Source organism: Rossellomorea sp. FM04394 (genome assembly GCF_041889765.1).
Classification (GTDB): Bacteria; Bacillota; Bacilli; order Bacillales; family Bacillaceae_B; genus Rossellomorea; species Rossellomorea aquimaris_B.
This window is the reverse complement of record NZ_CP168654.1, coordinates 3,163,142-3,189,963: the sequence shown is the minus strand read 5'-3', so window position 1 is coordinate 3,189,963 and position 26,822 is coordinate 3,163,142. Positions and strand designations below refer to the sequence as shown.

22 protein-coding genes are annotated in these 26,822 nt (G+C 42.5%); 21 read left to right on the top strand and 1 reads right to left on the bottom strand.

The genetic code is table 11. The annotated features are described in order from the left end of the window. Positions 1-35: 35 nt before the first annotated feature. On the bottom strand, positions 36-1,142 hold the full coding sequence (gene ytvI / locus ACCB35_RS16130; RefSeq protein ID WP_374054469.1) for a sporulation integral membrane protein YtvI: 1,107 nt from the start codon (positions 1,140-1,142) through the stop codon (positions 36-38). A gap of 150 nt (positions 1,143-1,292) precedes the next feature. On the opposite strand from ytvI, the gene ACCB35_RS16125 reads away from it, so the two are divergent. From ACCB35_RS16125 to thrS, 21 genes are all read left to right on the top strand, one after another. Then, the gene (locus ACCB35_RS16125; RefSeq protein WP_374054468.1) at positions 1,293-1,748 is read left to right on the top strand and encodes a DUF441 domain-containing protein; all 456 of its coding nucleotides are present in this window, start codon (positions 1,293-1,295) and stop codon (positions 1,746-1,748) included. A gap of 469 nt (positions 1,749-2,217) precedes the next feature. Beyond that, a complete protein-coding gene (citZ, locus tag ACCB35_RS16120; protein WP_044339274.1) occupies positions 2,218-3,336 on the top strand; it encodes a citrate synthase in 1,119 nt (372 codons plus the stop codon). Between the two features lie 116 nt (positions 3,337-3,452). Then, positions 3,453-4,724: an NADP-dependent isocitrate dehydrogenase gene (gene icd, locus ACCB35_RS16115; protein WP_044339273.1), complete on the top strand. Its 1,272-nt coding sequence runs from the start codon at positions 3,453-3,455 to the stop codon at positions 4,722-4,724. 80 nt (positions 4,725-4,804) lie between these two features. Then, positions 4,805-5,743, top strand: coding sequence for a malate dehydrogenase (gene mdh / locus ACCB35_RS16110; protein WP_044339272.1), 939 nt, complete (start codon positions 4,805-4,807; stop codon positions 5,741-5,743). A 687-nt stretch (positions 5,744-6,430) separates the two neighbouring features. Next, positions 6,431-6,907 carry a MaoC family dehydratase gene (locus ACCB35_RS16105; protein ID WP_374054467.1) on the top strand — a complete coding sequence of 159 codons (477 nt, stop codon included), beginning with the start codon at positions 6,431-6,433 and terminating at the stop codon, positions 6,905-6,907. A 538-nt stretch (positions 6,908-7,445) separates the two neighbouring features. Beyond that, positions 7,446-8,162 (top strand): response regulator transcription factor, encoded by a 717-nt coding sequence (locus ACCB35_RS16100; RefSeq protein ID WP_374054466.1) that lies wholly within the window; start codon positions 7,446-7,448, stop codon positions 8,160-8,162. Next, a complete protein-coding gene (pnpS, locus tag ACCB35_RS16095) occupies positions 8,159-9,958 on the top strand; it encodes a two-component system histidine kinase PnpS (RefSeq protein WP_374054465.1) in 1,800 nt (599 codons plus the stop codon). Before ACCB35_RS16100 ends, pnpS begins: the two co-directional genes overlap by 4 nt. Positions 9,959-10,320: 362 nt before the next feature. Further along, positions 10,321-11,283: an FtsH protease activity modulator HflK gene (gene hflK, locus ACCB35_RS16090; RefSeq protein WP_044339263.1), complete on the top strand. Its 963-nt coding sequence runs from the start codon at positions 10,321-10,323 to the stop codon at positions 11,281-11,283. After that, a complete protein-coding gene (gene hflC / locus ACCB35_RS16085) occupies positions 11,276-12,211 on the top strand; it encodes a protease modulator HflC (RefSeq protein WP_374054464.1) in 936 nt (311 codons plus the stop codon). Before hflK ends, hflC begins: the two co-directional genes overlap by 8 nt. A gap of 194 nt (positions 12,212-12,405) precedes the next feature. Further along, positions 12,406-15,036: a DNA polymerase I gene (polA, locus tag ACCB35_RS16080; RefSeq protein WP_374054463.1), complete on the top strand. Its 2,631-nt coding sequence runs from the start codon at positions 12,406-12,408 to the stop codon at positions 15,034-15,036. 29 nt (positions 15,037-15,065) lie between these two features. Next, positions 15,066-15,890 carry a DNA-formamidopyrimidine glycosylase gene (mutM, locus tag ACCB35_RS16075; RefSeq protein ID WP_374057045.1) on the top strand — a complete coding sequence of 275 codons (825 nt, stop codon included), beginning with the start codon at positions 15,066-15,068 and terminating at the stop codon, positions 15,888-15,890. 68 nt (positions 15,891-15,958) lie between these two features. Continuing rightward, positions 15,959-16,591 carry a sporulation membrane protein YtaF gene (ytaF, locus tag ACCB35_RS16070; RefSeq protein WP_374054462.1) on the top strand — a complete coding sequence of 211 codons (633 nt, stop codon included), beginning with the start codon at positions 15,959-15,961 and terminating at the stop codon, positions 16,589-16,591. Between the two features lie 26 nt (positions 16,592-16,617). After that, positions 16,618-17,223: a dephospho-CoA kinase gene (coaE, locus tag ACCB35_RS16065; RefSeq protein WP_374054461.1), complete on the top strand. Its 606-nt coding sequence runs from the start codon at positions 16,618-16,620 to the stop codon at positions 17,221-17,223. Between the two features lie 506 nt (positions 17,224-17,729). Further along, positions 17,730-18,758, top strand: a complete 1,029-nt coding sequence (locus ACCB35_RS16060) for a glyceraldehyde-3-phosphate dehydrogenase (RefSeq protein WP_374054460.1) — start codon at positions 17,730-17,732, stop codon at positions 18,756-18,758. 622 nt (positions 18,759-19,380) lie between these two features. Continuing rightward, complete coding sequence (gene speD, locus ACCB35_RS16055) at positions 19,381-19,761, top strand: adenosylmethionine decarboxylase (RefSeq protein ID WP_034756998.1); 381 nt, start codon at positions 19,381-19,383, stop codon at positions 19,759-19,761. Positions 19,762-19,893: 132 nt separating this feature from the next. Continuing rightward, on the top strand, positions 19,894-20,274 hold the full coding sequence (locus tag ACCB35_RS16050) for a cytosolic protein (RefSeq protein ID WP_374054459.1): 381 nt from the start codon (positions 19,894-19,896) through the stop codon (positions 20,272-20,274). 82 nt (positions 20,275-20,356) lie between these two features. Next, positions 20,357-20,812, top strand: coding sequence for a transcriptional regulator NrdR (nrdR, locus tag ACCB35_RS16045; protein ID WP_044340490.1), 456 nt, complete (start codon positions 20,357-20,359; stop codon positions 20,810-20,812). A 71-nt stretch (positions 20,813-20,883) separates the two neighbouring features. Continuing rightward, the gene (locus ACCB35_RS16040) at positions 20,884-22,269 is read left to right on the top strand and encodes a replication initiation and membrane attachment family protein (RefSeq protein WP_374057044.1); all 1,386 of its coding nucleotides are present in this window, start codon (positions 20,884-20,886) and stop codon (positions 22,267-22,269) included. 12 nt (positions 22,270-22,281) lie between these two features. Next, entirely contained in the window at positions 22,282-23,214 is a 933-nt protein-coding gene (dnaI, locus tag ACCB35_RS16035) for a primosomal protein DnaI (RefSeq protein WP_374054458.1), read from the top strand. A gap of 348 nt (positions 23,215-23,562) precedes the next feature. Further along, positions 23,563-24,429: a putative sporulation protein YtxC gene (locus ACCB35_RS16030; RefSeq protein ID WP_374054457.1), complete on the top strand. Its 867-nt coding sequence runs from the start codon at positions 23,563-23,565 to the stop codon at positions 24,427-24,429. 368 nt (positions 24,430-24,797) lie between these two features. Beyond that, positions 24,798-26,729 carry a threonine--tRNA ligase gene (gene thrS, locus ACCB35_RS16025; RefSeq protein WP_374054456.1) on the top strand — a complete coding sequence of 644 codons (1,932 nt, stop codon included), beginning with the start codon at positions 24,798-24,800 and terminating at the stop codon, positions 26,727-26,729. Positions 26,730-26,822 lie beyond the last annotated feature (93 nt).

Sequence of the window (26,822 nt, the reverse complement as noted above, 5' to 3'; positions counted from 1 at the left end):
AAAAAAGCACTGCTCACCGGTAGCAGTGCTTTTTCCTATTTCACACCCATTATAAACTTCCACGTATCTTCAAAAACACCGGCTCTCTTTAGAGTGGATAGGATGACCAGCACAACGGGACCAACGATCAATCCAAGAAACCCGATGAGCTTAAAGCCGACAAAGAGAGCAATCAGGGTGGCAAGTGGATCGAGTCCGATGCTTGATGACAGTACTTTCGGCTCCATGATTTGACGCTGTACCACGACAACCAGATAGAGCACGGATAAACCGATGCCTAATCCGACGTTTCCTGTTATGAATTCATAGATGATCCAGGGAACGAAAACCGCTCCTGTGCCGAGGTAGGGCAAGATATCAACGAGACCCGTGACGAGTGCAATGGTGATGGCGTAATCCACTCTCAGGATGATCAATCCGATTAAAACGATGATCGCCGTGATCGATATGAGGGTGAATTGAGCCCTGATGAATCCGAATAGCGCCTTTTTCAAATCGATAAATACTTTTCTGCCGCTGCTCATGGCTTTACCGGGAATGACTTTCTCTGCTTTAGCCGATAATGTATACCAGTCCTTGCTTATAAAGAATGTCGCTAAAGCTGCAAAAATCAGGACGGATGCCGCATTTGGGATCCATGAAATCAACTGAGGCAATTTGGTGAAAAAGTTTTGCAGGAAGTCCCCTGCTGACGTAGCGATTTTTGTTCCGGCATTCTGGACATTTTCTAGTATGGTGTCCTGTTGTCCGGCTTCAAGGTTCTTGAATAAACCTGACAGCTGGTTGTATAGTGGAATGACTTGACCTACGATGATATCCTCGGCATATTTGACCAAGGTTTCAACATGCTTAGGAAGCACCTCAGCTAAATAATTCGCGCCGGAAACGATTTCCGCAATCAGCAGGGTGATAAGCCCAATAAAGATTGCAACAATCAATATGAGAGATAAAGCAACAGCCCATATCCTCGGCAGCCATCTTTCAAGCCAATTCACCAGAGGATTGATAAGTAGTGCGATGGCAACGGCAATGATAAACGGATAAGCAAGTTTCCATATGTAATAGAATGAAATCAATGAGAGTATAACGATAGCTACAACGATCAAGAACCGTATCGTTCGATAAACATATTCTACATTCAAAGGCTTCCCTCCTACCCGACTTTCTACTTCTATTTTAAATGAGACAGGAAATGAAAGGAAGTTTAATTTAAAGATGTTTCTCGTTTTTATAGAGAACGTTGATATGGTAGGATAATGATTGGATTTAGGATAGGAAGGAAGAGTATTCACATGTCTCAGCCATTTATGTTTTTGCTGCTCTTATTGGGGATAGGCTTCATTGCCAAGAACCAATCCATTATTATAGCCGTAGCATTTTTAATTATACTTAAGCTGGCGGGCCTCGATGAAAAGGTGTTTGCCACCATTCAGTCCAAGGGTATTAACTGGGGGGTCACAATCATCACCATTGCTGTATTGGCACCAATCGCTACAGGTGAAATCGGCTTTAAAGATCTATATGATTCATTGAAGTCACCCTATGCGTGGATTGCCCTTGCTTCAGGAATGGCGGTCGCCTTAATTGCGAAGAGTGGATTGACACTGTTGGAAGATGATCCCCATATTACGACAGCTCTAGTTCTCGGAACTGTCCTTGCGGTGGCGTTTTTTAAAGGAGTAGCTGTCGGACCGCTGATTGGTGCAGGAATTGCATACCTCGCGATGAAATTATATGAGTTCTTTTAATCCGTGCCGGGTGAAGCGCACCTAACCCGGCTTCACAGGAGGCAGGGAACCGAATATCTTCCTAACGCTGAATTTCTGAATTTGAATATACATTTTCCACATCTATTTATTCCTCTAAAGCAAGTCCAACAAAGTCTGTAAATGCTTGTACTCTCTCACTTTATGACAATACTCTTGCATGGTTTATTTTTCTAGAAAAATAATTTTTATAGAAATTAGTGCGTTTTCATTCACAAAAGTCAGATAATTGTTTATAATAGGAAATGTAAGCGCATCCCAAGCTCAATGAAGTAGTTTTTTCACTACCGTAGAGCCGGGAATCATTTTTTGTATAGGAATTGAGCAAACGCTCAACATTTTATTTATGTTCTTTTTAAACAAGCCTACTGACTTAATTGATAGTCTTGTAGGGTTTTATGCTCATATGAAAATGGGTAAAGAGAAATACTTAACAAAAGGAGAGGTTATTATGACAGCAACTCGCGGATTAGAAGGAGTTGTAGCAACGACATCGTCCATCAGTTCGATCATTGACGATACTCTTACATATGTTGGCTACAACATCGATGATTTAGCAAACAATGCCAGCTTTGAAGAGGTTATCTACTTATTATGGCATCTGAAACTGCCTACTTCATCAGAGCTTCAGGAATTTACAGAGCTGTTAGCAGATAACGCTGAATTGCCTAAAGAGGTCATCGAGCACTTCAAGATGTATAACATCAAGGAAGTCCATCCTATGGCTGCTTTACGTTCTGCTGTATCTTTACTTGGATTATATGATGAGAAAGCAGATGTAATGGACGAGAAGGAAAACTATTTAAAAGCTGTTCGTCTTCAAGCCAAGATCCCTACGATCGTAACGAGCTTTTCACGGATCCGCAATGGACAAGAGCCTATTGCACCTCGCAAGGATTTAGGATTCGCTGCTAATTTCCTATATATGCTGACAGGTAAAGATCCAGAGCCGGTTGAGATCGAGGCTTTCAATAAAGCACTTGTTCTTCATGCGGATCACGAGTTAAACGCTTCCACATTCACTGCACGTGTTTGTGTCGCTACTCTTTCTGATGTATATTCAGGCGTCACTGCTGCCATCGGTGCTTTAAAAGGACCTCTGCACGGTGGGGCGAACGAGCAGGTAATGAAGATGCTTACTGAAATCGGATCGGTTGATAAAGCAGAATCATATATCCTGGACAAATTAGAGAAAAAAGAAAAAATCATGGGCTTCGGTCACCGCGTTTACCGTCAGGGAGACCCTCGTGCGAAGCATCTTAAAGAAATGTCCAAAAAATTAACTGAATTAACGGGACAAAGTGAATACTACGAAATGTCCGTTAAGGTAGAAGACGTATTTACGTCAAATAAAGGCTTGCCGCCAAATGTTGATTTCTACTCAGCATCTGTCTACCACAGCCTGGGTATCGATCATGATCTATTCACTCCGATCTTTGCTGTAAGCCGTGTATCCGGCTGGTTGGCACACATCCTGGAACAATATTCAAACAACCGCCTGATCCGTCCTCGTGCTGATTATGTAGGGCCTGGTAAGCAGGAATATGTTCCGGTTGAACAAAGAGGTTAATCATCAATATTTACAAATAGTAAAAATATTGGTGTAATAATAAGAGAAGGGGAATGACTCAACATGGGTAACTTATGGGTCATCCCCTTTGATAATGAAAAAATGGAGGTTACATAATGACACAAGGTGAAAAAATTACAAACCAGAACGGCCAACTTAATGTGCCTAACAATCCAATCGTTCCATTCATTGAAGGTGACGGAACGGGTCCTGATATTTGGGCGGCAGCTCAACGCGTTTTAGATGCTTCTGTTGAAAAAGCATATAAAGGCGAACGCAAAATCTCATGGAAAGAAGTATATGCCGGAGAAAAAGCATTCAACAAAACGGGTGAATGGCTTCCAAATGATACACTTGAAGCGATCCGTGAGTATTTCATCGCCATCAAAGGTCCTCTTACGACTCCTGTCGGCGGCGGAATCCGTTCATTGAACGTTGCGCTTCGCCAGGAATTAGACCTGTTCACTTGCCTGCGTCCGGTACGCTACTTCGAAGGTGTTCCATCACCGGTTAAGCGTCCTGAAGACACTGACATGGTCATCTTCCGTGAAAACACTGAAGATATCTATGCAGGCATCGAATACGCTAAAGGTTCTGATGAAGTCAAGAAATTAATCAGCTTCCTTCAAGATGAAATGGGTGTTAATAAAATCCGTTTCCCTGAAACTTCCGGTATCGGCATCAAGCCTGTATCTGAAGAAGGTACAAGCCGTCTTGTTCGTGCAGCGATCAATTACGCGATCACAGAAGGCCGTAAATCAGTAACGCTGGTTCACAAAGGGAACATCATGAAGTTCACTGAAGGAGCTTTCAAAAACTGGGGTTACGAGCTTGCTGAGAAAGAGTTCGGCGATAAAGTATTCACTTGGGCTCAATATGACAAGATCAAGGAAGCTGACGGATTGGAAGCGGCTAACAAAGCTCAATCTGAAGCTGAAGCAGCAGGTAAGATCATCGTGAAGGATTCAATCGCTGATATCTTCCTACAACAAATCCTTACTCGTCCAGCTGAGTTTGATGTAGTGGCAACAATGAACTTAAACGGAGATTACATCTCTGATGCTCTTGCTGCTCAAGTTGGTGGAATCGGTATTGCTCCTGGAGCAAACATCAACTACGAAACAGGACATGCAATCTTTGAGGCAACTCATGGAACTGCTCCTAAATATGCAGGTATGGATAAAGTAAATCCATCTTCTGTTATCCTTTCAGGTGTCCTAATGCTTGAACACCTTGGTTGGACAGAAGCTGCTAACCTGATCACAAAATCAATGGAAAAAACAATCGCTTCTAAAGTGGTAACATACGACTTTGCCCGTCTGATGGATGGAGCAACAGAAGTGAAATGTTCTGAGTTCGGTTCTGCTTTAATCGAGAACATGGAGTAAGTTTAATTTGAAATAGGGTGGGGTGCTTCGTACTGGAGCACTCCTTCCTTTACATAATGACACGAATAGGAGGAATTATGATGGCAATTAAACGTAGAAAAGTATCTGTTATCGGTGGGGGATTCACAGGGGCGACCACAGCATTGATGCTCGCTCAGAAAGAGCTTGGAGATGTTGTACTGGTTGATATTCCTCAAAATGAAGACCCAACGAAAGGGAAAGCGCTGGATATGCTGGAAGCAAGCCCGGTACAGGGATTTGATTCAAACATCATTGGTACTTCCAATTACGAGGATACAAAGGATTCTGATATCGTTGTAATCACTGCAGGGATTGCCCGTAAACCAGGAATGAGCCGCGATGATCTGGTTCAAACCAATCAAAAGGTCATGAAATCGGTCACGCAGCAAATCGTTAAGTATTCTCCAGATTGCTACATCATCGTTCTGACAAATCCGGTGGATGCTATGACGTATACAGTATTCAAAGAGTCAGGGTTCCCTAAAGAGCGCGTTATCGGACAATCAGGCGTTCTGGATACAGCCCGTTTCCGTACGTTTGTCGCTCAAGAGTTAAACCTTTCTGTAAAAGATATTACAGGATTCGTTCTTGGTGGTCACGGGGATGACATGGTTCCTCTTATTCGTTACTCATACGCTGGAGGAATCCCTCTGGAAACGTTGATCCCTAAAGACCGTTTGGACGCAATCGTCGAGCGTACCCGTAAAGGTGGGGGAGAGATTGTAGGCCTTCTAGGTAACGGAAGTGCTTATTATGCTCCTGCTGCTTCACTTGTTCAAATGGTAGAAGCAATCCTTAAAGATCAACGCCGTGTCATCCCGGCCATCGCTTACTTGGAAGGCGAATACGGATTCGAAGGCATCTACCTTGGGGTCCCGACCATCCTCGGTGGAAACGGCCTGGAAAAAATCATCGAACTCGAGCTAACCGAAGAAGAGAAAGCGGCACTATCCAACTCCGCAGACGCTGTCAAAAACGTCATGTCTTCATTGGCTTAATACACTTTCAATCCAAAACTGGCTTCCATATTGGAAGTCAGTTTTTTTGTAAGTAGCGTTTGCCTCCAAAGAATATTTCTACTTTATATTTGGTTGTTTTATTATGAAGATTTAACCTACCTATTTTTAATTGCAGTTGTCTTTTTTTATCTACTAGATTATGCGGTTAGAGGATACTTCGAGATGAATTATTCAGAATACCCTAAACAAGCTATATTAACTTTTTCGGAAATGACTATACTTTTAATAGCATCTATCATTTTTATTCGGTTTTATGTACTTGGATCTTATTAATATAACGGAGGCGATTGTGGATTAAAATTGCTAAAAATTTTTGTTGTTAATTTTCAAAGAAGAAATATTACCTGAAAGTTGATTGTAGCGGAAGGTGCTCGACTCCTGCGGGAATAGCGAGAAAGTTGAGACCCCACAGGGCATAGCCCGAGGAGGCTCAACTCACGCCCCGCGGAAAGCGAGCACCTGGAGCGGAAATCAACAATCACATGCTTATCGAGAAAGTTTTATCAACTAATCTTTACGAAATGATGTTCTATTAAATTAAACACCTCATGCGTAAAAACTCTTTGTATGGAAACCCTATAAATGTTAAAATATTAATAGACAGATAATAAAAACAATTTTTATTATTTAAAATTGTAATCGTTTACATATGCGGAGGTGCTTCTTATGTTATTAGGGAAAAAGAGAAAACTGGGAAGAAAAATCGAGGAAATGACGATTGGAGAAAAGCTGACCCTTACAGAAAAAATAGAAGATAACGAACTGCTTCTCTACCTTGGGCTCACAAACGATGCCAATCCATTATACATCCAGCATGATTATGCTTCTCAGACGCCATTCAAAAAGCCGATCGTTCCATCAATCATGTTAACGGGCATCATCACTTCAGCCGTTTCGAAATATCTGCCGGGTCCGGGCTCTCATATCGTAGAGCAAAACATTGAATTCCCTAAGCCGGTCTATCATTACGCAACAGTACAATTCCTGTTTGAAGTGACGGAAGTGGATCCCCACACTCATTTGGTAACGATCGAAGTATCAGCTACCAATGAAGAAGATGAGAAGGTCATCAAAGGTACCATTAAAGTATGCCCCCCTCACCGATTAGAGAAAATGAATAGCCATGCATTAGAAAACTTCTAAACAACTTAAGGAGGCTGAGACAAAAGTGTTTTAGCCTAAGTAAAACCCGAACCAATCTGCTTCCTAGTAGGCAGATTGGTTCGGGTTTATTATTTATATTCATCCATTTGTTTTAAGCTGTTTCCAGCGGTTGATTTGAGTGCAAGACGAAGACTCCTGCGGGAAATGTAGCTTATGTGAGACCCCGCAGGCTTGCCGAGGAGGCTCACGGGCTACCCGCGGAAAGCGTAGTCTTGCACGGAAATCATTAGCGGTGTTAAGAACCCACACTTCTACTGTTCGTCCTCGAATCATGGTTTTTTAGTTTTGTCCTAGCTCTTTTTATTATTCAAAAAATGATAAAGAAAGCGCGTGAAGTGCATCATATAATAGAAAAGAACAAACTCTGGACTGTTTAGTAACCTACGGCAAGAAATCTAAAAAGTGTTAAATCTCTTTAAATGATGGTAAGCCCCGAGATTTATATTATAATGAAAGTACAATTACATAATTACGTTGGATGTTGGGGTAAATTTTCTTTTGTATGGAGGCACTATAAATGAGCAAAAAAATCTTGGTAGTCGATGATGAACAATCTATTGCAACGCTCTTAAAGTACAATCTTGAGCAATCCGGTTATGCCGTTACAACGGCAAATGATGGTGAAGAAGGTAGGGATAAAGCGATTGAGCAATCCCCTGACTTGATTATTCTTGACCTCATGCTTCCTTCCATGGATGGAATTGAAGTGTGTAAAGAGCTGAGACAAAGGAAGATTAATATCCCGATTCTTATGTTAACGGCTAAGGATGACGAATTTGATAAAGTTCTTGGGTTGGAGCTTGGGGCAGACGACTATATGACCAAGCCGTTCAGTCCACGCGAAGTGGTTGCCAGGGTCAAGGCGATCCTCAGACGCAGCCAGGCCATTCAGGAAGCGGCAGAACCTGCCCAGGAACCGACCGATTACAAGGAAGTCGGGGAATTAAAGGTGTATCCTGAACAATATGAGGCGTATTTCCAAGGGGAATTACTGGAATTAACACCCAAAGAATTCGAGCTACTATTATACTTGACGGATAATAAAGGCAGAGTGTTGACGAGAGATCAACTGCTGAGTGCGGTATGGAACTATGATTTCGCAGGGGATACGAGAATTGTGGATGTGCATATTAGCCATCTGCGGGAAAAAATTGAGTCCAACACGAAAAAGCCTACTTATATTAAAACCATCCGTGGTCTTGGTTATAAATTGGAGGAGCCTAAAAATCGATGACCAAGTTTAGAACAAAACTTCTTTTTGCTCTAATCACCCTGATCATCGCTGTATTAATAGGTCTTGGTTTGCTTCTAGGTCAAATCTTCAAGAATTTCTATCTGGATACATTTAATTCCCGTATTCAGAAAGAAGCAAGGTTATTGGCTAATTCCATTGAAGAAAACGGGACACCGAAAGAAATCAATCCGGACATGATCAAGGAATTGAGTGACATATTGGATGTCAGGATTACCATCCTAGATAAATCAGGGAGTGTAGTCCATGATACGGAAACATCGGAATCACTGGTTGGTCCTCAGCAAAAGAGGATCATCAATGAAATCCAGGAGAACTGGGATGTAAAGCAAAAGCATAGAAAACTTGTGACTTCGGGTGTAGAGTACAGGTATTATTGGTACCCGCTTAAGGGGGATAATAAGCAATTAAATGGACTCCTTATCATGAGTACCGAGGTAGAAGCCTTCGAGAAAGGGATACAGCAAATTTGGTTTGTGCTATCCATTTCCCTGGGTCTCGCGTTAATTCTCATTATCATATTGGGATCGAGAATTACGGTGAGGTATACAAAGCCCATTGAATCGGCAACGAATGTGGCAATGGAGCTCGCCAAAGGGAATTATCGGGCAAGGACATACGAAGACCGCCTGGATGAAACGACTATGTTAAGTACCTCCATTAACATTCTCGCCCGTAATCTGCAGGAAATGGTGAATTCACAGGAAATGCAGCAGGATCGCTTGACGACGCTGATTGAAAACATGGGAAGTGCCCTTCTGTTGATTGATCATCGCGGATTTGTTGTACTGACGAACAAGACGTTCAGGGATTTCTTTAATCTGAAAGAAAGTCAGCTGAAAAAAGTCAGATACCATGAGGTCATTCACTATCAGGAAGTCAATAAGCTTGTGGAAGAAATCTTCATGACTGAGGAACGGTTAAGAAAGCAGATCCTTCTTCCTCATAAAATAGAGCGCAAGCATTATGAAGTATATGGGGCGCCAATCATCGGTCATAACGATGAGTGGAAAGGGATTGTCGTGGTCTTCCATGACATCACGGAACTCAAAAAACTTGAGCAAATGAGAAAAGACTTTGTGGCGAATGTTTCTCATGAGTTGAAAACGCCGATCACCTCCATTAAAGGTTTCTCGGAAACGTTATTGGATGGGGCGATGAATGATCCGGATACGTTAAAATCTTTCTTGGATATCATCCTGATGGAAAGCGACCGCCTCCAATCTCTTATACAAGACCTGTTGGAATTGTCCAAGATTGAAAAACAGGGATTCGAGCTTACCCTGCAAGAGGTCGAGGTTGCTGCCCTCATTGACGACGTGATTCCGATTCTGAAAGAAAAAGCGAAATCAAAAGACATTTCTCTTCAAACCTCCTTTGATTCAAGGGGGATTGCGGAAGTGGACTCCTATCGATTAAAGCAAGTTTTTATTAACTTGATCAGCAATGCCATTGTTTACACTCCTAAAGGCGGAGATGTCCTGATTTCAGTGATGGAAGATAAAGAAAGAGTTCATGTTAGCGTCAAGGATAATGGCATGGGAATTAGTAAAGAAGAACTTCCACGTATTTTTGAACGATTTTACCGCGTGGACAAAGCAAGAAGCCGTAATTCTGGCGGAACCGGCTTAGGTTTAGCCATTGTGAAGCATATTATTGAAGCCCATGAAGGAAGTATTGAAGTTGACAGTGAAGTGAATGAAGGCACGACGTTTACAGTCTCCTTATATAAACAGGCTCCAAACTATTCGTTTGGGGAAGATAGGAGAAATTCTTAGTAAGTTTACAATTATTTTACATTGGATTTACAATAGGTTTAAATCCTGTTAATAAAAGGGTGTTACGATACTAAGTGAAACCCCTTCATCCAAGGTGTTAAGAAAAGGCGAGAACTAACCCCGTTCTCGTCTTTTCGCTTTTTATTTTGAAAGCGTTACCTTTAAAGTCGATGCTTGTGTAGGTCGAAACTTTACGTGCCGGCTTTATGCATCCACTTTTCCCTCAAGCTATTACTTTCTTTCAATAGTAAACTACCTTTATTTGTCATCTTCTCTTAATGTTCTTGAAACCTTTTTGTAGTAAGTCCGTATATCTTAGTAGGCACTTAATAAGATATAGAGATAGAAAAGGGAGGGTGCATATGACTTTAAAACGAATTTACATGGTGACAGGGATGGTTGTGGCAGCGATCATTTTGATCGTTGTGTTATTGACTTCATGGTATACCGTTGATGAATCGGAACAAGCGCTTGTATTGACCTTTGGAGAAGCAGGAGAGCCGGTTGTTGAGCCTGGGCTGCATTTCAAGATGCCGTGGCCAATGCAAACCGTTGAAGTCCTATCGAAAGAAACCTTCAGTCTTCAATTCGGCTATGAAGAAAAGGACGGGAAGATAAAAGATTTCCCTAAAGAAACGAAGATGATCACCGGAGATGAATATATCGTTCTCGCCGATCTCGTGGTTCAATGGAAAATCACGGATCCTGAAAGTTACTTATTTAACTCTGACAACCCGAAAGAAATCCTGTACGATGCCACTTCATCTTCATTAAGAAGCATTATAGGAAGCTCTTTGATAGATGATGCGTTAACGTCGGGGAAAGCTGAAATCGAGGCAGACGTGAGGGATTTATTAACCACTCTCATCGATGATTACGATATTGGTATTTCCATACTCGCAGTCAAATTACAGGATGTGGAGCTGCCGAATGCAGAGGTTCGCTCAGCCTTTACAGCGGTGACGGACGCAAGGGAAACGATGAACACGAAAATCAATGAGGCAAAGAAATACCGGAACCAGCGGTCAAATGAAGCCCAAGGTGAAAAAGATGCGATCATGTCAAGGGCAAAAGGGGATAAGATTGCACGCGTGGAACAGGCCCGCGGGGATGTAGCCGTATTTGATAAGCTATATAACGAATACAAATCGAATCCTGAGATCACAAGGAAACGTCTTGTGCTTGAGACCCTGGAGAATGTTTTACCGAATGCGGAAATCTACATTATGAAGGATAGTGGAGAAACGTTGAAGTACTTCCCGATTCGACAGCTTGAAAATCAGAACGCCCCGGTGAAGCAGGAAGGGAGTGAAGAGAATGAGTAATCAAAACGTCTTCGAGATCAATCAGAAAAAGAAAGAACCCATCGAATGGAAGCGGTATACAAAATTAGGAATCTTCCTAGTCATTCTCGCTGCCGTCCTTCTTCTGCTGTTTACCAGTCTCTTCATTGTCAAAGAAGGAGAGTATAAAGTGGTCCGTCAATTCGGGGAAGTAGTGAGAATAGACAAAGAACCCGGTTTGAAATATAAGATCCCGTTCATTCAGTCTGTCACGACCCTTCCTAAGCATCAAATGACATATGATGTAACGGAAGCCGAGATCAATACGAAAGATAAAAAACGGATGCTCATCGACAACTATGCCGTATGGCGCATCGAAGACCCTCTTAAAATGATCAAAAATGCAAGAACGGTGATCAATGCAGAGACGAAAATGGAAGAGTTCATCTACTCTGTCGTCAGGTCAGAGCTTGGTCAGCTGGAGTATGATGAAATCATCAATGATGAAAAGTCTTCCCGTGGAAGCTTAAATGACCGAGTGACCGCAAAGGTGAATGAGCTGCTGGAGCGGGATGGATATGGCATAGTCGTTCAGGATGTTCGCATGAAGCGAACAGACTTACCGGAAGCAAATGAAAATTCTGTTTATACACGCATGATTTCAGAACGTGAATCAAAGGCTCAGGAATACCTTTCCATGGGGGATGCTGAGAAACAAAGAATCACGGCTGAAACAGATCGTGAAGTGAAGGAGCTGCTGGCAAAAGCAGGGGCAGACGCCAATGTCATCAGGGCAGAAGGAGAATCGGAAGCGGCACAGATTTACAACAAATCGTTCTCCAAGGATCCCGACTTCTATGACCTATATAAAACGTTGGAGACTTATAAGAAAACAGTGGATGATAAAACGGTCATCATTTTACCATCCGACTCCCCTTACGCTAGGCTGTTAATGGGGTATACGGAATAAAAGAGAAGAAACTCTTGAAGATAGGGGGCATCCCATTCTTCAAGAGTTTTTTTACACTTAGGCTGGTTTCTAAAAGATAGTTGATATGATCTTATTCTCCCCTTTATCGATTATAAGGTCCCCATTTTTCCTTTCATTCCCCAACATGATAGAATAAACATATAGAAACAGAAGCCTTTACAGGAGGTACTTACATGTCCAAAAAATTAGTATTGATTGACGGCAATAGCATTGCTTACCGTGCATTCTTCGCACTGCCTTTGTTGAATAACGACAAAGGTGTACATACAAACGCAGTATACGGTTTTACCACCATGCTGCAAAAAATATTGGAAGACGAAAAACCATCACACATTTTAGTCGCGTTCGATGCCGGAAAAACGACTTTCAGACATAAGACATTCACGGAATACAAAGGCGGCAGACAAAAGACGCCACCGGAATTGTCAGAGCAGTTCCCATATATCCGCGAGCTGTTGGATGCTTACGGAATTAAACGCTATGAAAAAGAAAACTATGAAGCGGATGATATTATCGGAACGCTCTCTCTGCAAGCCGAATCTGACGGGTTTGAGGTAAAAGTGTATTCCGGGGATAAGGACTTAACACAGTTAAGCTCGAAGACTACGACGGTTTGTATTACGAGAAAGGGCATAACGGATATCGAAGTGTACACCCCGGAGCATATAAAAGAAAAGTGGGAAATCACTCCTGATCGCATCATCGATATGAAGGGTCTTATGGGGGATAGCTCAGATAATATTCCAGGCGTGCCGGGTGTAGGTGAGAAAACGGCAATCAAGCTCTTAAAAGAATTTGATTCCCTTGAAAAACTGCTTGACTCCATCGATCAGGTCAGTGGGAAAAAGTTAAAAGAAAAGCTGGAGGAAAATAAAGAACAAGCGATCATGAGTAAGGAGCTGGCGACCATCCTCAGAGAAGCCCCGATCGAAATTGGAGTGGACGAGTTGAATTATGATGGAATGGATGAAGGGAAACTGAAGGAAGTTTACCGGGATCTAGGATTCAACTCACTACTGGAGAAAATGGGTGAAACCGTTCAGGATGAGCCACAGGAACTCGATGATATCTCCTTTGAAATAGTCGAAACCATCAAAGAAGAACATCTTACAAACGAGAGCTCATTATACATCGAAATGCTAGAGGAGAATTATCACCTCGGAGAAGTAATCGGGATGAGCCTGCACAATGAGAAAGGCACGATTTTCTTTACACTTGAAACCGCATTGAATTCAGAAGCCTTTAAGGATTGGGCTGAAAATGAAAGTGCAGCGAAATATGTTTACAATTCGAAGGAAACCGTGGTTGCTTTAAAAAGACAAGGAATCGATATGAAAGGGATTGAGTTCGATCTCCTGTTAGCGTCCTATATTATTAATCCTTCTGAATCCAGTGAAGATTTCGCTTCCATCTCAAAAGGACACGGTCAGCCTTCGATCGAATCGGATGAAGCGGTTTATGGAAAAGGTGCGAAGCAGAAAATCCCTTCTACTGACATTCTATCAGAGCATCTTGCACGAAAAGCATTCATTCTGCATGAGTTAAAGAACACTTGTATGGAAGAGTTGAAAGAAAATGATCTCTATGAATTATTTACCGAGTTAGAATTACCACTTGCTCTTATTTTGGCCGAGATGGAATTCACTGGCGTCAAAGTGGACCAGGAGCGTTTGCTCGCCATGAAGGATGAATTAGCTCACCGCTTGGAAGAATTAGAAAAGAATATCCATGAACAAGCCGGCGAAAGCTTTAACATCAATTCTCCGAAGCAGCTTGGCGTGATCCTTTTTGAAAAACTGGGATTACCGGTCGTGAAGAAAACGAAAACCGGTTATTCCACTTCTGCTGACGTACTTGAAAAACTTCAGTCCAAGCATGAAATCATTGATCATATCCTGCATTACCGTCAGTTAGGGAAGTTACAATCCACTTATCTAGAAGGGTTATTGAAGGTCGTCCATAAAGATTCGAGTAAGATTCATACACGATTCAACCAGGCCCTTACACAAACTGGCCGGTTAAGCTCGACAGACCCTAACCTGCAAAATATCCCGATCAGGCTTGAGGAAGGGAGAAAGATCCGCCAGGCGTTCATTCCATCTGAAAAAGGCTGGGTGATGTTCGCTGCTGACTATTCTCAAATTGAACTGCGAGTACTTGCTCATATTGCCAAGGATGAAAAATTAGTTGAAGCCTTCAGGAATGACATGGACATCCATACGAAAACAGCGATGGACGTCTTCGGGGTGGCGAAGGACGAGGTCACATCCAATATGAGAAGACATGCGAAAGCCGTTAACTTCGGAATCGTCTATGGAATCAGTGACTACGGTCTTTCTCAAAGCTTGGATATCACCCGTAAAGAAGCAGGGGAATTCATTAAGAAGTATTTAGAAAGCTTCCCTGGTGTAAAAGAATACATGGATGACATCGTTCAGGATGCAAAACAGAAAGGGTATGTCACGACCCTCTTGAATCGACGACGTTACCTCCCTGAAATCACGAGCCGTAATTTCAACCTGAGAAGCTTCGCTGAACGTACAGCGATGAACACACCGATTCAAGGAAGTGCAGCGGATATCATCAAGAAGGCGATGATTGATATGGCAGCGCGATTAAAAGAAGAAAATCTTCAATCCCGATTATTGTTACAGGTACATGATGAATTGATCTTTGAAGCACCTGAAGAAGAAATTGAAGTATTGAAGAAGATTGTTCCTGAAGTGATGGAAAATGCAATGGAGCTGGAGGTTCCGTTAAAGGTCGATTACTCATACGGCCAAACGTGGTACGACGCGAAATAGTAGAGTTTTCAGAAGGAGGTGGCGGCATAGTGCCTGAGCTGCCTGAAGTAGAAACTGTCAGAAAGACGCTTGAGCTTCTTGTGATTGGAAAGAAGATCAGGGACGTTTCGGTTTTTTGGCCTAAAATGATTAAAAACCCGGACGAATCCGATGAATTTGTCCATAGCCTGAAGGGGCAGGAAATTCTTGAAATGAGAAGAAGAGGGAAATTCCTGATCTTTTATTTAAACGACGTGGCCCTTGTTTCTCACTTGAGAATGGAGGGGAAGTATAACCTGTCCGATAGTGGGGATCCCATTGAAAAGCACACCCACGTCATCTTTCATTTTACGGATAACACGGAACTCAGATACCGCGATGTCCGGAAATTCGGAACGATGCATCTATTCAGGAAAGGGGAGGAATTACTTCATCTTCCCCTCCTGCAGCTGGGACCTGAGCCATTCCAATCCGAGTTTACAACAGACTACTTAACAGAGAAGTTGAGCAAGACAGAGAGAATTGTAAAAGCCACATTATTAGATCAGACCGTTCTTGTGGGACTGGGGAACATCTATGTAGATGAAGCATTATTCCGTGCGGGTATACATCCCGACCGGAAGTCGAAATCCCTATCACAGGAAGAAATTGAGCGGCTCCACCAGGAAATAATCCGAACGTTGGAAGAAGCGGTTGAAATGGGTGGAAGTACGATTCGATCCTACGTAAATTCCCAAGGACAAATGGGGATGTTCCAACAGAACCTCTACGTATATAGTCGGAAAGAAGAACCTTGCCGTAAGTGTGGTACCCCCATTGAGAAGAAGGTTTCAGCAGGGAGGGGGACACACTATTGTCCCGATTGCCAACGTTAGAGAGAACAATTAACATCTGATAAGCCCTTACCATATAGTATTGTAATGATTTTTGGGAGGGCTATTAGATGAGTGAAACAATCTCCTTATTACTGCTGGCGTTTGCTGTAAGTCTAGATAGTTTTAGCACCGGTTTAACCTACGGATTACGAAAAGTGAAGATCCCTACAAAATCAATCAGCATCATATCCATTTGTTCGGCAAGCTCTTTATTGGTAGCCATGTTGCTTGGTCAAACCATCGGGGCCATCATCACACCGGTTTGGGCCGGCAGAATCGGCGGCCTGATTCTGGTTGTAATAGGAGCGGCCGTACTGTACCAGTTCTTTAGACCGGAAAAAGAAACGGTATTATCCCAAGAAAAGACGTTGATTAACTTTGAGATTAAATCCATAGGATTGGTGATCCAAATTTTAAGAAGGCCGTTAACGGCAGACTTTGATAGATCGGGTACGATAACAGGAATCGAGGCATTCATGCTTGGAATCGCCCTATCTCTCGATGCATTCGGTGCCGGAATTGGTGCCGCGTTATTAAGTTTCTCGCCATTATTACTTACGTTGGCAATCCTGGTGATGAGCTTCACGTTCTTATTCTCAGGATTGAAGATGGGAGAATTCTTCTCTCATTTACGATGGATTCACAGAGTATCATTTATTCCAGGGGTTCTGCTGATCCTTATAGGGATCCTGCGGTTTTAGTGGCTGAGGTAGAAAGGAATTCGATAATGGCAACCATAATAGGATTAACAGGTGGCATTGCAAGCGGTAAAAGTACAGTGTCCACTATGTTAAATGAAAAAGGATATACGATAATAGACGCCGATCTTGCCGCCCGAATGGTGGTTGAAGTTGATCAGCCTGCTTATCTAGCGATTGTGGAAGAATTCGGTGAACACATATTGCACGATCACGATTCAACCATCAATCGGGAAAAACTCGGTCAAATCATCTTTAACTCAGAAGAAAAACGGAAAAAGCTAAATGGAATCGTGCATCCTGCCGTCAGAAGCATGATGCTTGCACATAAGGATGAAGCCATTGCAGCTGGTAAAAACACTATTTTCATGGATATCCCGCTTTTATTCGAAAGCGATTTGACGTGGATGGTTGATCGCACGCTCGTGGTATACGTCAACGAAGAAACCCAACTATCCCGTCTGATGGAACGCAATCACTTTACAAGGGAAGAAGCACAAGCACGCATCGCTTCCCAATCCCCCTTAAAGGACAAAGCAAACCTTGCCGACGCAGTCATCGACAACAACGGTTCTTTACATGAAACCAAAGAACAGCTTGATGCACTATTAGTGGAGTGGAATCTAAAACCATAGAATGACAGATGAGCCGACAAGAAACCTCTTGTCGGCTTTTTATTATGGTCCGCTAGATAATTAGTAGTTATGGCGATAAATATTGATTTTTGGTTTGTATTTGTATATAGGAGAAATTCTAATCGTAACTAGAGAGGCTTTAAGGTGTTTGTCTTTCAAATGTATAGGCACTAAACATATATCAGCACAGAGTGGATTGCAGCGGAAGGCACTTGACTCCTGCGGGAATAGCGGGACAGGTGAGACCCCGCAGGCGCAGCCGAGGAGGCTCACCGCCCGCCCCGCGGAAAGCAAGTGCCTGCAGCGGAAAGGAACGGTCAATATTTAAATCAATATCAATGCATGAATCCATACCCCAAAAATATACATTCAATAAGCCGATTTGTCAGAATAATAAAACATTAAAAATCCGCAAAATACTTATTAACTAATTCTCTAAATATGTTATACTATTTTTAGCAAATAAACATATAAGTATAACATTAATATAGAGGGGAGCCGGATTTATGAAGGCGAAAATTGCAATCAATGGTTTTGGACGTATTGGAAGAATGGTTTTCAGAAAAGCAATATTAGAGGAAAACTTAGAGGTTGTAGCCATTAACGCAAGCTACCCGGCTGAAACGCTAGCCCATTTAATAAAGTATGACACAAATCATGGAACATTCCAGGCAGATGTGATAACAGAAGATGACGCACTCATCGTCAACGGGAAACGTGTCCTACTATTAAGCAATCGTGATCCTAAAGCATTGCCTTGGAACGAATTAGAGATCGATATCGTGATTGAAGCAACAGGAAAATTCAATTCAAAAGACAAAGCGAGCCTGCATCTAGAAGCGGGTGCCAAAAAAGTCATCCTGACGGCCCCGGGTAAAAATGAAGACGTTACGATTGTTATGGGTGTAAATGAAAGCGCATTAAATATTGAAGAACACAGCGTGATTTCAAATGCATCTTGTACAACGAACTGCTTAGCGCCGGTTGCGAAGGTATTAGATGAGCAATTTGGTATTGAAAACGGACTAATGACAACAGTCCACGCTTACACAAATGACCAAAAAAATATTGATAATCCACATAAAGATTTGAGAAGAGCAAGAGCGTGCGGCCAGTCGATCATTCCGACAACGACTGGAGCAGCAAAAGCATTGTCATTGGTTCTGCCTCAATTAAACGGCAAGCTTCACGGAATGGCATTACGCGTGCCTACACCAAATGTTTCACTAGTGGACCTGGTTGTAGATGTGAAAAGAGACGTAACAGTAGAAGAAATCAACGAAGCATTTATTACAGCATCCCTTGGTTCTTTACATGGAGTGCTGCAATACACAACAGAACCATTGGTATCGATCGACTTTAATACAAATCCCCATTCAGCGATCATCGACGGGTTATCCACGATGGTAATGGGAGATCGAAAAGTGAAGGTACTGGCCTGGTACGATAACGAGTGGGGCTATTCATGCCGCGTCGTCGATCTGGCTAAATTCGTTGCATCAAAAATGAACGCCAAACAAGAAGTAAACGTTTGAAAGAACCAACATAAACAATAAGCTGCATCCTTAGAACGTACCTTTTATGGTGCGTTCTTTTTCTTGTGAAATTTATTAAAGGCGCTTATCGTAAATTTGTTGCTTTTCACAAGTGAGTATATCGGTGTTCTTTGGCAGAAAGATATAGGAACAACTTTCTACCAAAGTGCTTTTTTAAGTTTATTATAGTTAGAAAAAGTGTAGTATCACAGAGTGGATTGCAGCGGAAGGCACTTGACTCCTGCGGGAAATAGAGGAAAAGTCGAGACCCCGCAGGGCAAAGCCCGAGGAGGCTCGACTTCCTCCCCCGGGAATCTTGTGCCTGAAGCGGAAAGGAACGGTCAACGATTAGAATATAAAATTACTACAGTATTGTATTTGTCAAAAAGTGAAAGAGGAATTCGTAATATCCACTTAAAAAAGTTTATAAAAATTTATTGCAAAACACTTTTAAACAAAGTATACTATTTTTCGTGAACTTCTTATTAGCAAATGAATACTGATTTAACTACTTAAAGGGTTAGGACCTCTTCGGACTAACTTTCCCCCGTGGTAGTTAAGATTTTGCCAAAGGATTCGTTCATTTTGACGAAAAAAATTATGTCAAAGGGGGAAACACTCAATGGAAACAATGGGTCGTCATGTAATCTCAGAATTATGGGGTTGCGATTTTGAAAAATTAAACGATGTAGTAGGAATTGAAAAAACATTCGTCGATGCTGCACTTAAATCAGGTGCAGAAGTTCGTGAGGTAGCTTTCCATAAATTTGCTCCTCAAGGTGTTAGTGGAGTTGTGATCATTTCAGAATCACATCTGACTATTCACAGTTTTCCTGAACATGGTTATGCCAGTATTGATGTATATACTTGCGGTGATTTAGATCCTAACATCGCTGCTGAATATATTGCAGATGCTCTGGGTGCTGACACGCGTGAAACAATCGAATTGCCACGTGGTATGGGTCCGGTACAAGTTAAAAAGTCTCAGGCTCAAGCCCTTTAATCGAAAATAACTCAGAAGAGATGCATGGTTAGATGCATCTCTTTTTTTTATGCTTTGTATATGATTTGATTTTGAATTTTCATTCGTGTGGTTTTCGTGTAAAATAAGGGTAAATAAAGGGAGGAACTTTATATGAGCGGAATACGTACCCTGTTTAAACGATTTCAATCAGAATGTGAGACATCTGATCAGCACGAAGATAAAGACCTGCAGTCACGATATTATAAATCCATGCATCAAGGTGCATTTAATGCAGTATTAGAGTTATTCTCATCCTCTGAGTATGAGGTAATTTCCCAGTCAAAGGACAGAGGGGAAATCACGGTCCGTAAAAATGGGACTCCCCAACTATTCATCGTCGCAACCGTCATCACGGTAAGACCTTTTGAAACGGCAGTCGATTTCAAGGTGAGTGCAGAGAAAGGGAAGATCTTTGGTACATATACGGTATTAAAAGCGCAGATCAGCCATTATTATCAGAAGCTTGAAAGCGAATTGACAAAAGTGAAATAACGGTAAATCCCATAGAAGCTTGTGTATAGCGCAGCTTTTTTATATGATGAAAGTAATAGTATGTAATAACGGAGCTGATATTATGAAATGCCCGTCTTGCCAGCATAATGGTACCCGAGTGGTCGACTCCCGGCCTGCTGATGAAGGACGTTCGATCAGGAGAAGAAGAGAATGTGAAGAATGCACGTTCCGCTTCACGACCTTCGAGAAGGTTGAAGAGCTTCCTTTAATTGTGGTGAAAAAAGAAGGGGTAAGAGAAGAGTTTAGTCGAGAGAAGATTTTGAGAGGGCTGATCAAGGCCTGTGAGAAGCGCCCGGTGCCTCTTGAAAGATTAGAAAAGATCTCTACGGATATTGAAAAGGAACTCCGGAATCAAGGTGCTTCTGAAGTGGAATCCGTAAAGATCGGGGAGATGGTCATGGACCAACTTGCCAAGGTAGATGAAGTTGCATACGTACGCTTTGCATCTGTATATCGACAGTTTAAGGATATTAATGTATTTATAGACGAACTGAAAGAATTAATAAAAAAAGAGTAGAAGAATGAGCTGAAGATGTAATTCTTTAGCTCTTTTCTCTTTATTTCTTTGAAAGGTAGAATCCAACTATGATGAAGAAGCATTGGAATGAAATACAGCCAATCGATCCCTACACGGTAGGGACAAATGGGATGCTTCAGGAATATGATCGGAAAATCATTACATTTCTGTACCAGCCTTTAATTGGTCCGGTTTGCTACAGTCTTTATATGAGTTTATGGGGAGAAGTGGAAGAAAATCGGCTCTGGTCGACTGATTCCACCCATTATCACCTTATGAACGTTCTGTCCGTGAATCTTCAGGACGTCTACGAAGCGCGGATGAAGCTTGAGGGGATCGGCTTGTTAAAGGCATATGAAAAAAGGGACAACGGGGATCGCAGCTTTCTTTATGAACTGCAGCCTCCCCTTTCTCCTCAGGAATTCTTTCATGATGGTATGTTGAATGTGTATCTTTACCGGAAAATCGGCAGAACTCATTACTTGCGTTTGAAGAAGTTTTTTACTGACGAAACGGTTGATAAACAGCAGTACTCGAATATCACTCGATCCTTTCAAGATGTTTTCACATCGGAGCAAATTAATTTTCTTCACCATGATGCAAATGTGGATTCAGAAACCAAGTCTGGTGAACAATATATGAAATATGGAAAGAATGAAGGGATTCCATTAGACGAAATCGATTTTGATTTTCAGTTATTGCTGGCAGGGCTATCCGAATCCATGGTTCCGAGAAAAGCCTTTACAGCTACCGTGAAGGAAACGGTCCTAAAGCTGAGTTATTTATATGGGATTGATCCCCTTCAAATGAAAAATATCGTCTTAAGTTCCCTGGATGCAGATGATACCATCGATATAGAATTATTGCGTAAAACCGCACGGGATTGGTATGGGCTTCAAACAGGTGATCAATTGCCCGATTTGACTACCAGAATCGGGGTCAAGAAACCTGCACCAGCGAATAAACCCCTCTCCAAAGAAGAAGAGCTGATTGAATACCTGGAAAACACGTCTCCAAAAGACGTACTATCTGATATTTCGAATGGCGGTTCACCTTCCAAGTCTGACCTGCAGGCCGTGGAAGAGGTGCTCATGTCACAGAAGCTGCCGCTAGGTGTTATGAACGTCCTTATACAATATGTTTTATTAAAGACAGACATGAAGCTGACAAAGGGATATATGGAAAAAATCGCTTCTCATTGGTCGAGGAAAAAGGTTACGACTGCAAGTGAAGCAATGGATTTAGCTAAGAAAGAACACAAGCAGTACCTTGAGTGGGCTGAAGGGAAAAAGGAAACGAAAACGAATAGACGAAGAAAGCCGATCCGGACAGAAAAACTCCCGGAATGGTTCAAGGAAGAGGAAACGGAGAAAGAAAACGAATCCTCTCAGGAAGGATACGATTTCGAGGCAGAGAAGAAAAAACTCGAAGAAGAGCTTAAAAATTTTCGGAAGTAGGTGAACGTAGCGGTGGAAAGAATAAATAACACCCTGAAAAGGTTGGCGGCTTCTGGTTCGTTTCAACAAAGATATGAACAAATGAAAAAAGAGATTCTAGAAAACAATGATGTGAAAGATTTTATTCGAAGAAATGAAGGCCTCGTAACAGGTGAAATGGTCAATGAAAGTCTGATGAAGTTATATGAATACATTTCTCAAAGTAAGGAGTGCCGTTACTGCCCTTCTTTACAGGAATGTAAGAATATGATGGAGGGGTATGATCCCCACTTAGTGATCAGGGGCAACACCATCGACATCGATTACCATCGCTGCCCTCGAAAGGTCATTCACGATGAAAGAACGAGCGCCCAGCGTCTTATCAAGAGCCTGTATGTGCCGAAGGATATTTTACAGGCCTCCTTCTCAACCCTGGACCTCGATTCGAAAAGCCGATTGGAAGCTGTGCGATTGGCGAAGAATTTCGTAGAGAATTATTCTGAAGGAGAAAAAATGAAAGGACTCTATTTTTACGGGAAGTTCGGAGTTGGTAAGTCCTATTTGTTAGGGGCAATGGCCAACGAACTTGCCCAGAAAAAAATAGCGTCCCTGATTGTTTACGTTCCCGAGTTCTTCAGAGAAATCAAGCAATCGCTGGGAGATAACTCGGTAAATGAAAAGCTGGAAATGGTGAAATCTGCACCGATCCTCATGCTGGATGACATCGGTGCAGAAACCATGTCCAGCTGGGGAAGGGATGAAATCCTGGGGACGATCCTCCAGTACAGAATGCTTGAGAACCTGCCGACATTCTTCACATCCAACTTCAACTTCAACGAGCTGACCCATCACTTGACCTACAGCCAACGAGGAGAAGAAGAAAAACTCAAGGCTGCACGGATCATGGAGCGGATTAAATACTTGTCCCAGCCTGTGTTGATTGATGGAAGGAATAGAAGAGAATAGCTTAAAAGAGAGGAGAGTCGCATGCGATGCTCCTTTCTTTTTTTATGGAGCTGATTCAGCCTAATGTGAATTAACAATTATTGTAAGACGGCCGGATTTTTAATGGAAACGGCTGGATTATTACTGATTTCGGCTGGATTTTAAAGAGGAACGGCCCGATTTTCGAAAGAAGCGGCCGGATTATCGGCGAAATCGGCCGGATTCAGTCAGCGCGCACTTAAGCGTAAGCATCTTCATGGAATCCATTACAAAAGAAAAGAGACAATTAAATTCACTCATCAACTTCTAATTTATACAAGCCTCCCATATATATAAATCAGGGAATTGGGTTTAAGGAGGCGAGAAAGTTTGATTGAATTTATTTTTAAGCAAAAAAATGATGCGGTAAAGCTTCAAGAATACCTCAATAAAGAGTTCATACAATCATGGTTTCATGAAACACTATTTCAACATACAACTCACTATAATCTGACGATAGAGGTTTCCCCCTTCTTCAAGGAAAAAGAAAAACTGTTCAATGGGGTTTCCCACTTTGTCTTAAATGATAAATGCATGGACTGGTCCGAATCAGCCCTCAGGGGAAATTACTTCTATGAAGATGTTGATGAAATCAATCAAATATTAGAAATCGTATCAGAAATGAGGATGGGGGAACGGCCCGAATTGATGGAGCTGATCGGGGAATGGGACGAGTCCAAATACGTCCATGACAGCCTGGAGCTTTTATTGGAAGGGAAGGCACCGATATCATTCGACTCCTTTAGCAAGTTCAGGCTGAAGAAGCTCCAGGAGAGACTGCTCCTCATGGTGGATCTTGCCATCGACGAATATAAGATGGAGCAGGAATATCAAATGTTTGTTCACATGCTGCGGGAGTATCTGGCATCAAGGGAGCAGAAAATGCGCACGATCCATCTGTACTCGACGGGTTACGGCTTTCGTTTCTTTGATGAAGACATGAAAGAGGTGACAAGGCAGGAACTGACAAAGGCGATCGATAAACGCCTTCTGACCAATCACCCGTTATACGTTGATTCGTACACCATTGCCCCGTTACTATCACTTGCCCCGGAAAAGATACTTGTGTATGGAAACGGCGACCATCAATTGATCAGGACGCTTCAGAATATTTTTGAAGAACGGATCGATCTGCTGCCGTTGAGTTATTTTCCCGATCCACTCCTTTATCCTTCCTGGGATATCGCGAATGAATAGGCACTTGCTTTTCACAACATAACCAATTATAATACCTACATAATAAGTCAATAAATAAAGGTTATGATGAGGACAACAATATTCCTATTCCATTCACAGAGAGGGAAGTCATTCGGCTGCAAGCTTCCTAATTCGGTAGTGATATTTACCACCTCGGAACTTCAATCATGAACGGAATCCGCTTGGATCCAAAGTATTGGTTGACGGCTAAATGTCGTTATTCGTTTTCAATGAAGTCATTGTCTGTACTTTTGTGCACAATGAGAAGTTGGGTGGAACCACGAGTTTACTTATTAACCTCGTCCCTTCAAACGTGAAGGGGCGGGGTTTTTTATGTTTTATAGAGATTATTTAAGGAGTGAAACCACATGTCAGAAGTAGTGAAAATTCAGTTCCCCGATGGAAATGTCAAGGAGTTTCCCAAGGGGACCACAACAGAAGAAATTGCTGCGTCCATCAGTCCCGGACTGAAGAAGAAGGCGCTCGCTGGTAAGATAGATGGAGTATTAATCGACTTGCGTACGGGGATCCAGGAAGATGGAGCGATTGAAATCGTTACACCTCCAGGAGAAGATGCACTGGAAATTCTTCGTCACAGTACAGCCCATTTAATGGCACAGGCGATTAAACGTTTATACCCTGAAACAAAGCTTGGGATCGGGCCGGTCATCGAAGGCGGGTTTTATTATGATATTGATTCCGAGCACACGTTTACACCAGAGGACCTGCCGCTGATCGAGAAAGAAATGAAGAAGATCACTGGTGAAAACTTAGATGTGGTCCGTAATGAAGTCAGCCGTGACGAAGCGCAGAAAATGTATGAAGAAATCGGTGACGAGTATAAGCTCGAATTGCTTGAGGCGATTCCGGAGGGCGAGCAAGTCTCTATTTATGAGCAAGGTGAATTCTTCGATTTATGTCGTGGGATCCACATTCCGTCCACTAATAAAATTAAAGAATTCAAACTGTTAAGCATCGCCGGGGCATATTGGCGCGGAAACAGCGATAACAAAATGCTTCAACGGATCTACGGTACAGCTTTCTTCAAGAAAGAAGACCTGGAAGAGCATCTTCGTCTTTTAGAAGAAGCGAAAGAGCGTGATCACCGTAAAATCGGAAAAGAATTAAACCTGTTCATGAACTCACAAAAAGTGGGACAAGGTCTGCCGATGTGGCTTCCTAAAGGTGCAACGATCCGTCGCATCATCGAGCGCTATATCGTGGATAAAGAAGAGCGCCTAGGCTATGATCACGTGTACACTCCTGTAATGGGAAGCGTTGAGCTTTATAAAACAAGCGGTCATTGGGATCACTATCAGGAAAACATGTTCCCTGTCATGGAGATGGATAACGAAGACCTTGTTCTTCGCCCTATGAACTGCCCTCATCATATGATGATTTACAAAAACGGCATTCACAGCTATCGTGAGCTTCCGATCCGTATCGCCGAGCTTGGTACGATGCATCGTTACGAGTTATCAGGTGCCCTGTCAGGACTGCAGCGTGTGCGTGGGATGACGTTGAATGATGCCCATATCTTTGTCCGTCCGGATCAAATCAAGGAAGAATTCAAGCGTGTCGTGCGCCTCGTTCAGGAAGTATACAAAGACTTTGATCTGAATGACTATTCCTTCCGTCTTTCTTATCGTGACCCCGAGGATACTGAGAAGTACTTTGATGATGATGAGATGTGGAACCGTGCACAGGGAATGATCAAGGAAGCCATGGATGAACTGGATGTTGAGTACTTTGAAGCAGAAGGGGAAGCGGCATTCTATGGCCCTAAACTGGACGTTCAAGTGAAAACGGCACTTGGCAAGGAAGAAACGCTCTCCACTGTTCAACTGGACTTCTTACTTCCTGAGCGCTTTGATCTAACATATGTAGGAGAAGATGGGAAACAGCATCGCCCGGTAGTCATCCACCGTGGAGTCGTATCCACGATGGAACGCTTTGTGGCCTTCCTGATCGAAGAATACAAAGGGGCATTCCCGACTTGGCTCGCTCCGACACAGGTCCAGGTGATCCCGGTTTCTCCGGATGTTCACTTTGACTATGCTAAAGAAGTGAAGGAAAAGCTGCAAGCTGAAGGATTACGCATTGAGATCGATGACCGTAATGAAAAGATCGGCTACAAAATCCGCGAAGCACAGATGAGCAAAGTCCCTTACATGCTTGTGGTGGGTGACAATGAAATCAAGGAAACGGCTGTCAACGTCCGTAAATACGGAGAGCAGAAATCAGAAACGATCTCCCTTGAAGAGTTTATCGGCCACATCACAAAAGAAGCAAAACGATAAAACGAGGAAGAGGGACGGACCTTGCATCAAGGTCCGTCCCTCCCATATAAAATTCAAAAAAACTGTTGCACTCTCCTTAGATGTCTGATATTA

Bases quoted from the DNA above. Each gene is read 5' to 3' on its own strand.
- thrS (WP_374054456.1), top strand. From the start codon at position 24,798: ATGTCAGAAGTAGTGAAAATTCAGTTCCCCGATGGAAATGTCAAGGAG.
- polA (WP_374054463.1), top strand. From the start codon at position 12,406: ATGTCCAAAAAATTAGTATTGATTGACGGCAATAGCATTGCTTACCGT.
- ACCB35_RS16100 (WP_374054466.1), top strand. From the start codon at position 7,446: ATGAGCAAAAAAATCTTGGTAGTCGATGATGAACAATCTATTGCAACG.
- coaE (WP_374054461.1), top strand. From the start codon at position 16,618: ATGGCAACCATAATAGGATTAACAGGTGGCATTGCAAGCGGTAAAAGT.
- hflK (WP_044339263.1), top strand. From the start codon at position 10,321: ATGACTTTAAAACGAATTTACATGGTGACAGGGATGGTTGTGGCAGCG.
- nrdR (WP_044340490.1), top strand. From the start codon at position 20,357: ATGAAATGCCCGTCTTGCCAGCATAATGGTACCCGAGTGGTCGACTCC.
- ACCB35_RS16125 (WP_374054468.1), top strand. From the start codon at position 1,293: ATGTCTCAGCCATTTATGTTTTTGCTGCTCTTATTGGGGATAGGCTTC.
- ACCB35_RS16060 (WP_374054460.1), top strand. From the start codon at position 17,730: ATGAAGGCGAAAATTGCAATCAATGGTTTTGGACGTATTGGAAGAATG.
- mdh (WP_044339272.1), top strand. From the start codon at position 4,805: ATGGCAATTAAACGTAGAAAAGTATCTGTTATCGGTGGGGGATTCACA.
- hflC (WP_374054464.1), top strand. From the start codon at position 11,276: ATGAGTAATCAAAACGTCTTCGAGATCAATCAGAAAAAGAAAGAACCC.
- citZ (WP_044339274.1), top strand. From the start codon at position 2,218: ATGACAGCAACTCGCGGATTAGAAGGAGTTGTAGCAACGACATCGTCC.
- ytaF (WP_374054462.1), top strand. From the start codon at position 15,959: ATGAGTGAAACAATCTCCTTATTACTGCTGGCGTTTGCTGTAAGTCTA.
- pnpS (WP_374054465.1), top strand. From the start codon at position 8,159: ATGACCAAGTTTAGAACAAAACTTCTTTTTGCTCTAATCACCCTGATC.
- ACCB35_RS16050 (WP_374054459.1), top strand. From the start codon at position 19,894: ATGAGCGGAATACGTACCCTGTTTAAACGATTTCAATCAGAATGTGAG.
- ACCB35_RS16105 (WP_374054467.1), top strand. From the start codon at position 6,431: ATGTTATTAGGGAAAAAGAGAAAACTGGGAAGAAAAATCGAGGAAATG.
- speD (WP_034756998.1), top strand. From the start codon at position 19,381: ATGGAAACAATGGGTCGTCATGTAATCTCAGAATTATGGGGTTGCGAT.
- icd (WP_044339273.1), top strand. From the start codon at position 3,453: ATGACACAAGGTGAAAAAATTACAAACCAGAACGGCCAACTTAATGTG.
- ACCB35_RS16040 (WP_374057044.1), top strand. From the start codon at position 20,884: ATGAAGAAGCATTGGAATGAAATACAGCCAATCGATCCCTACACGGTA.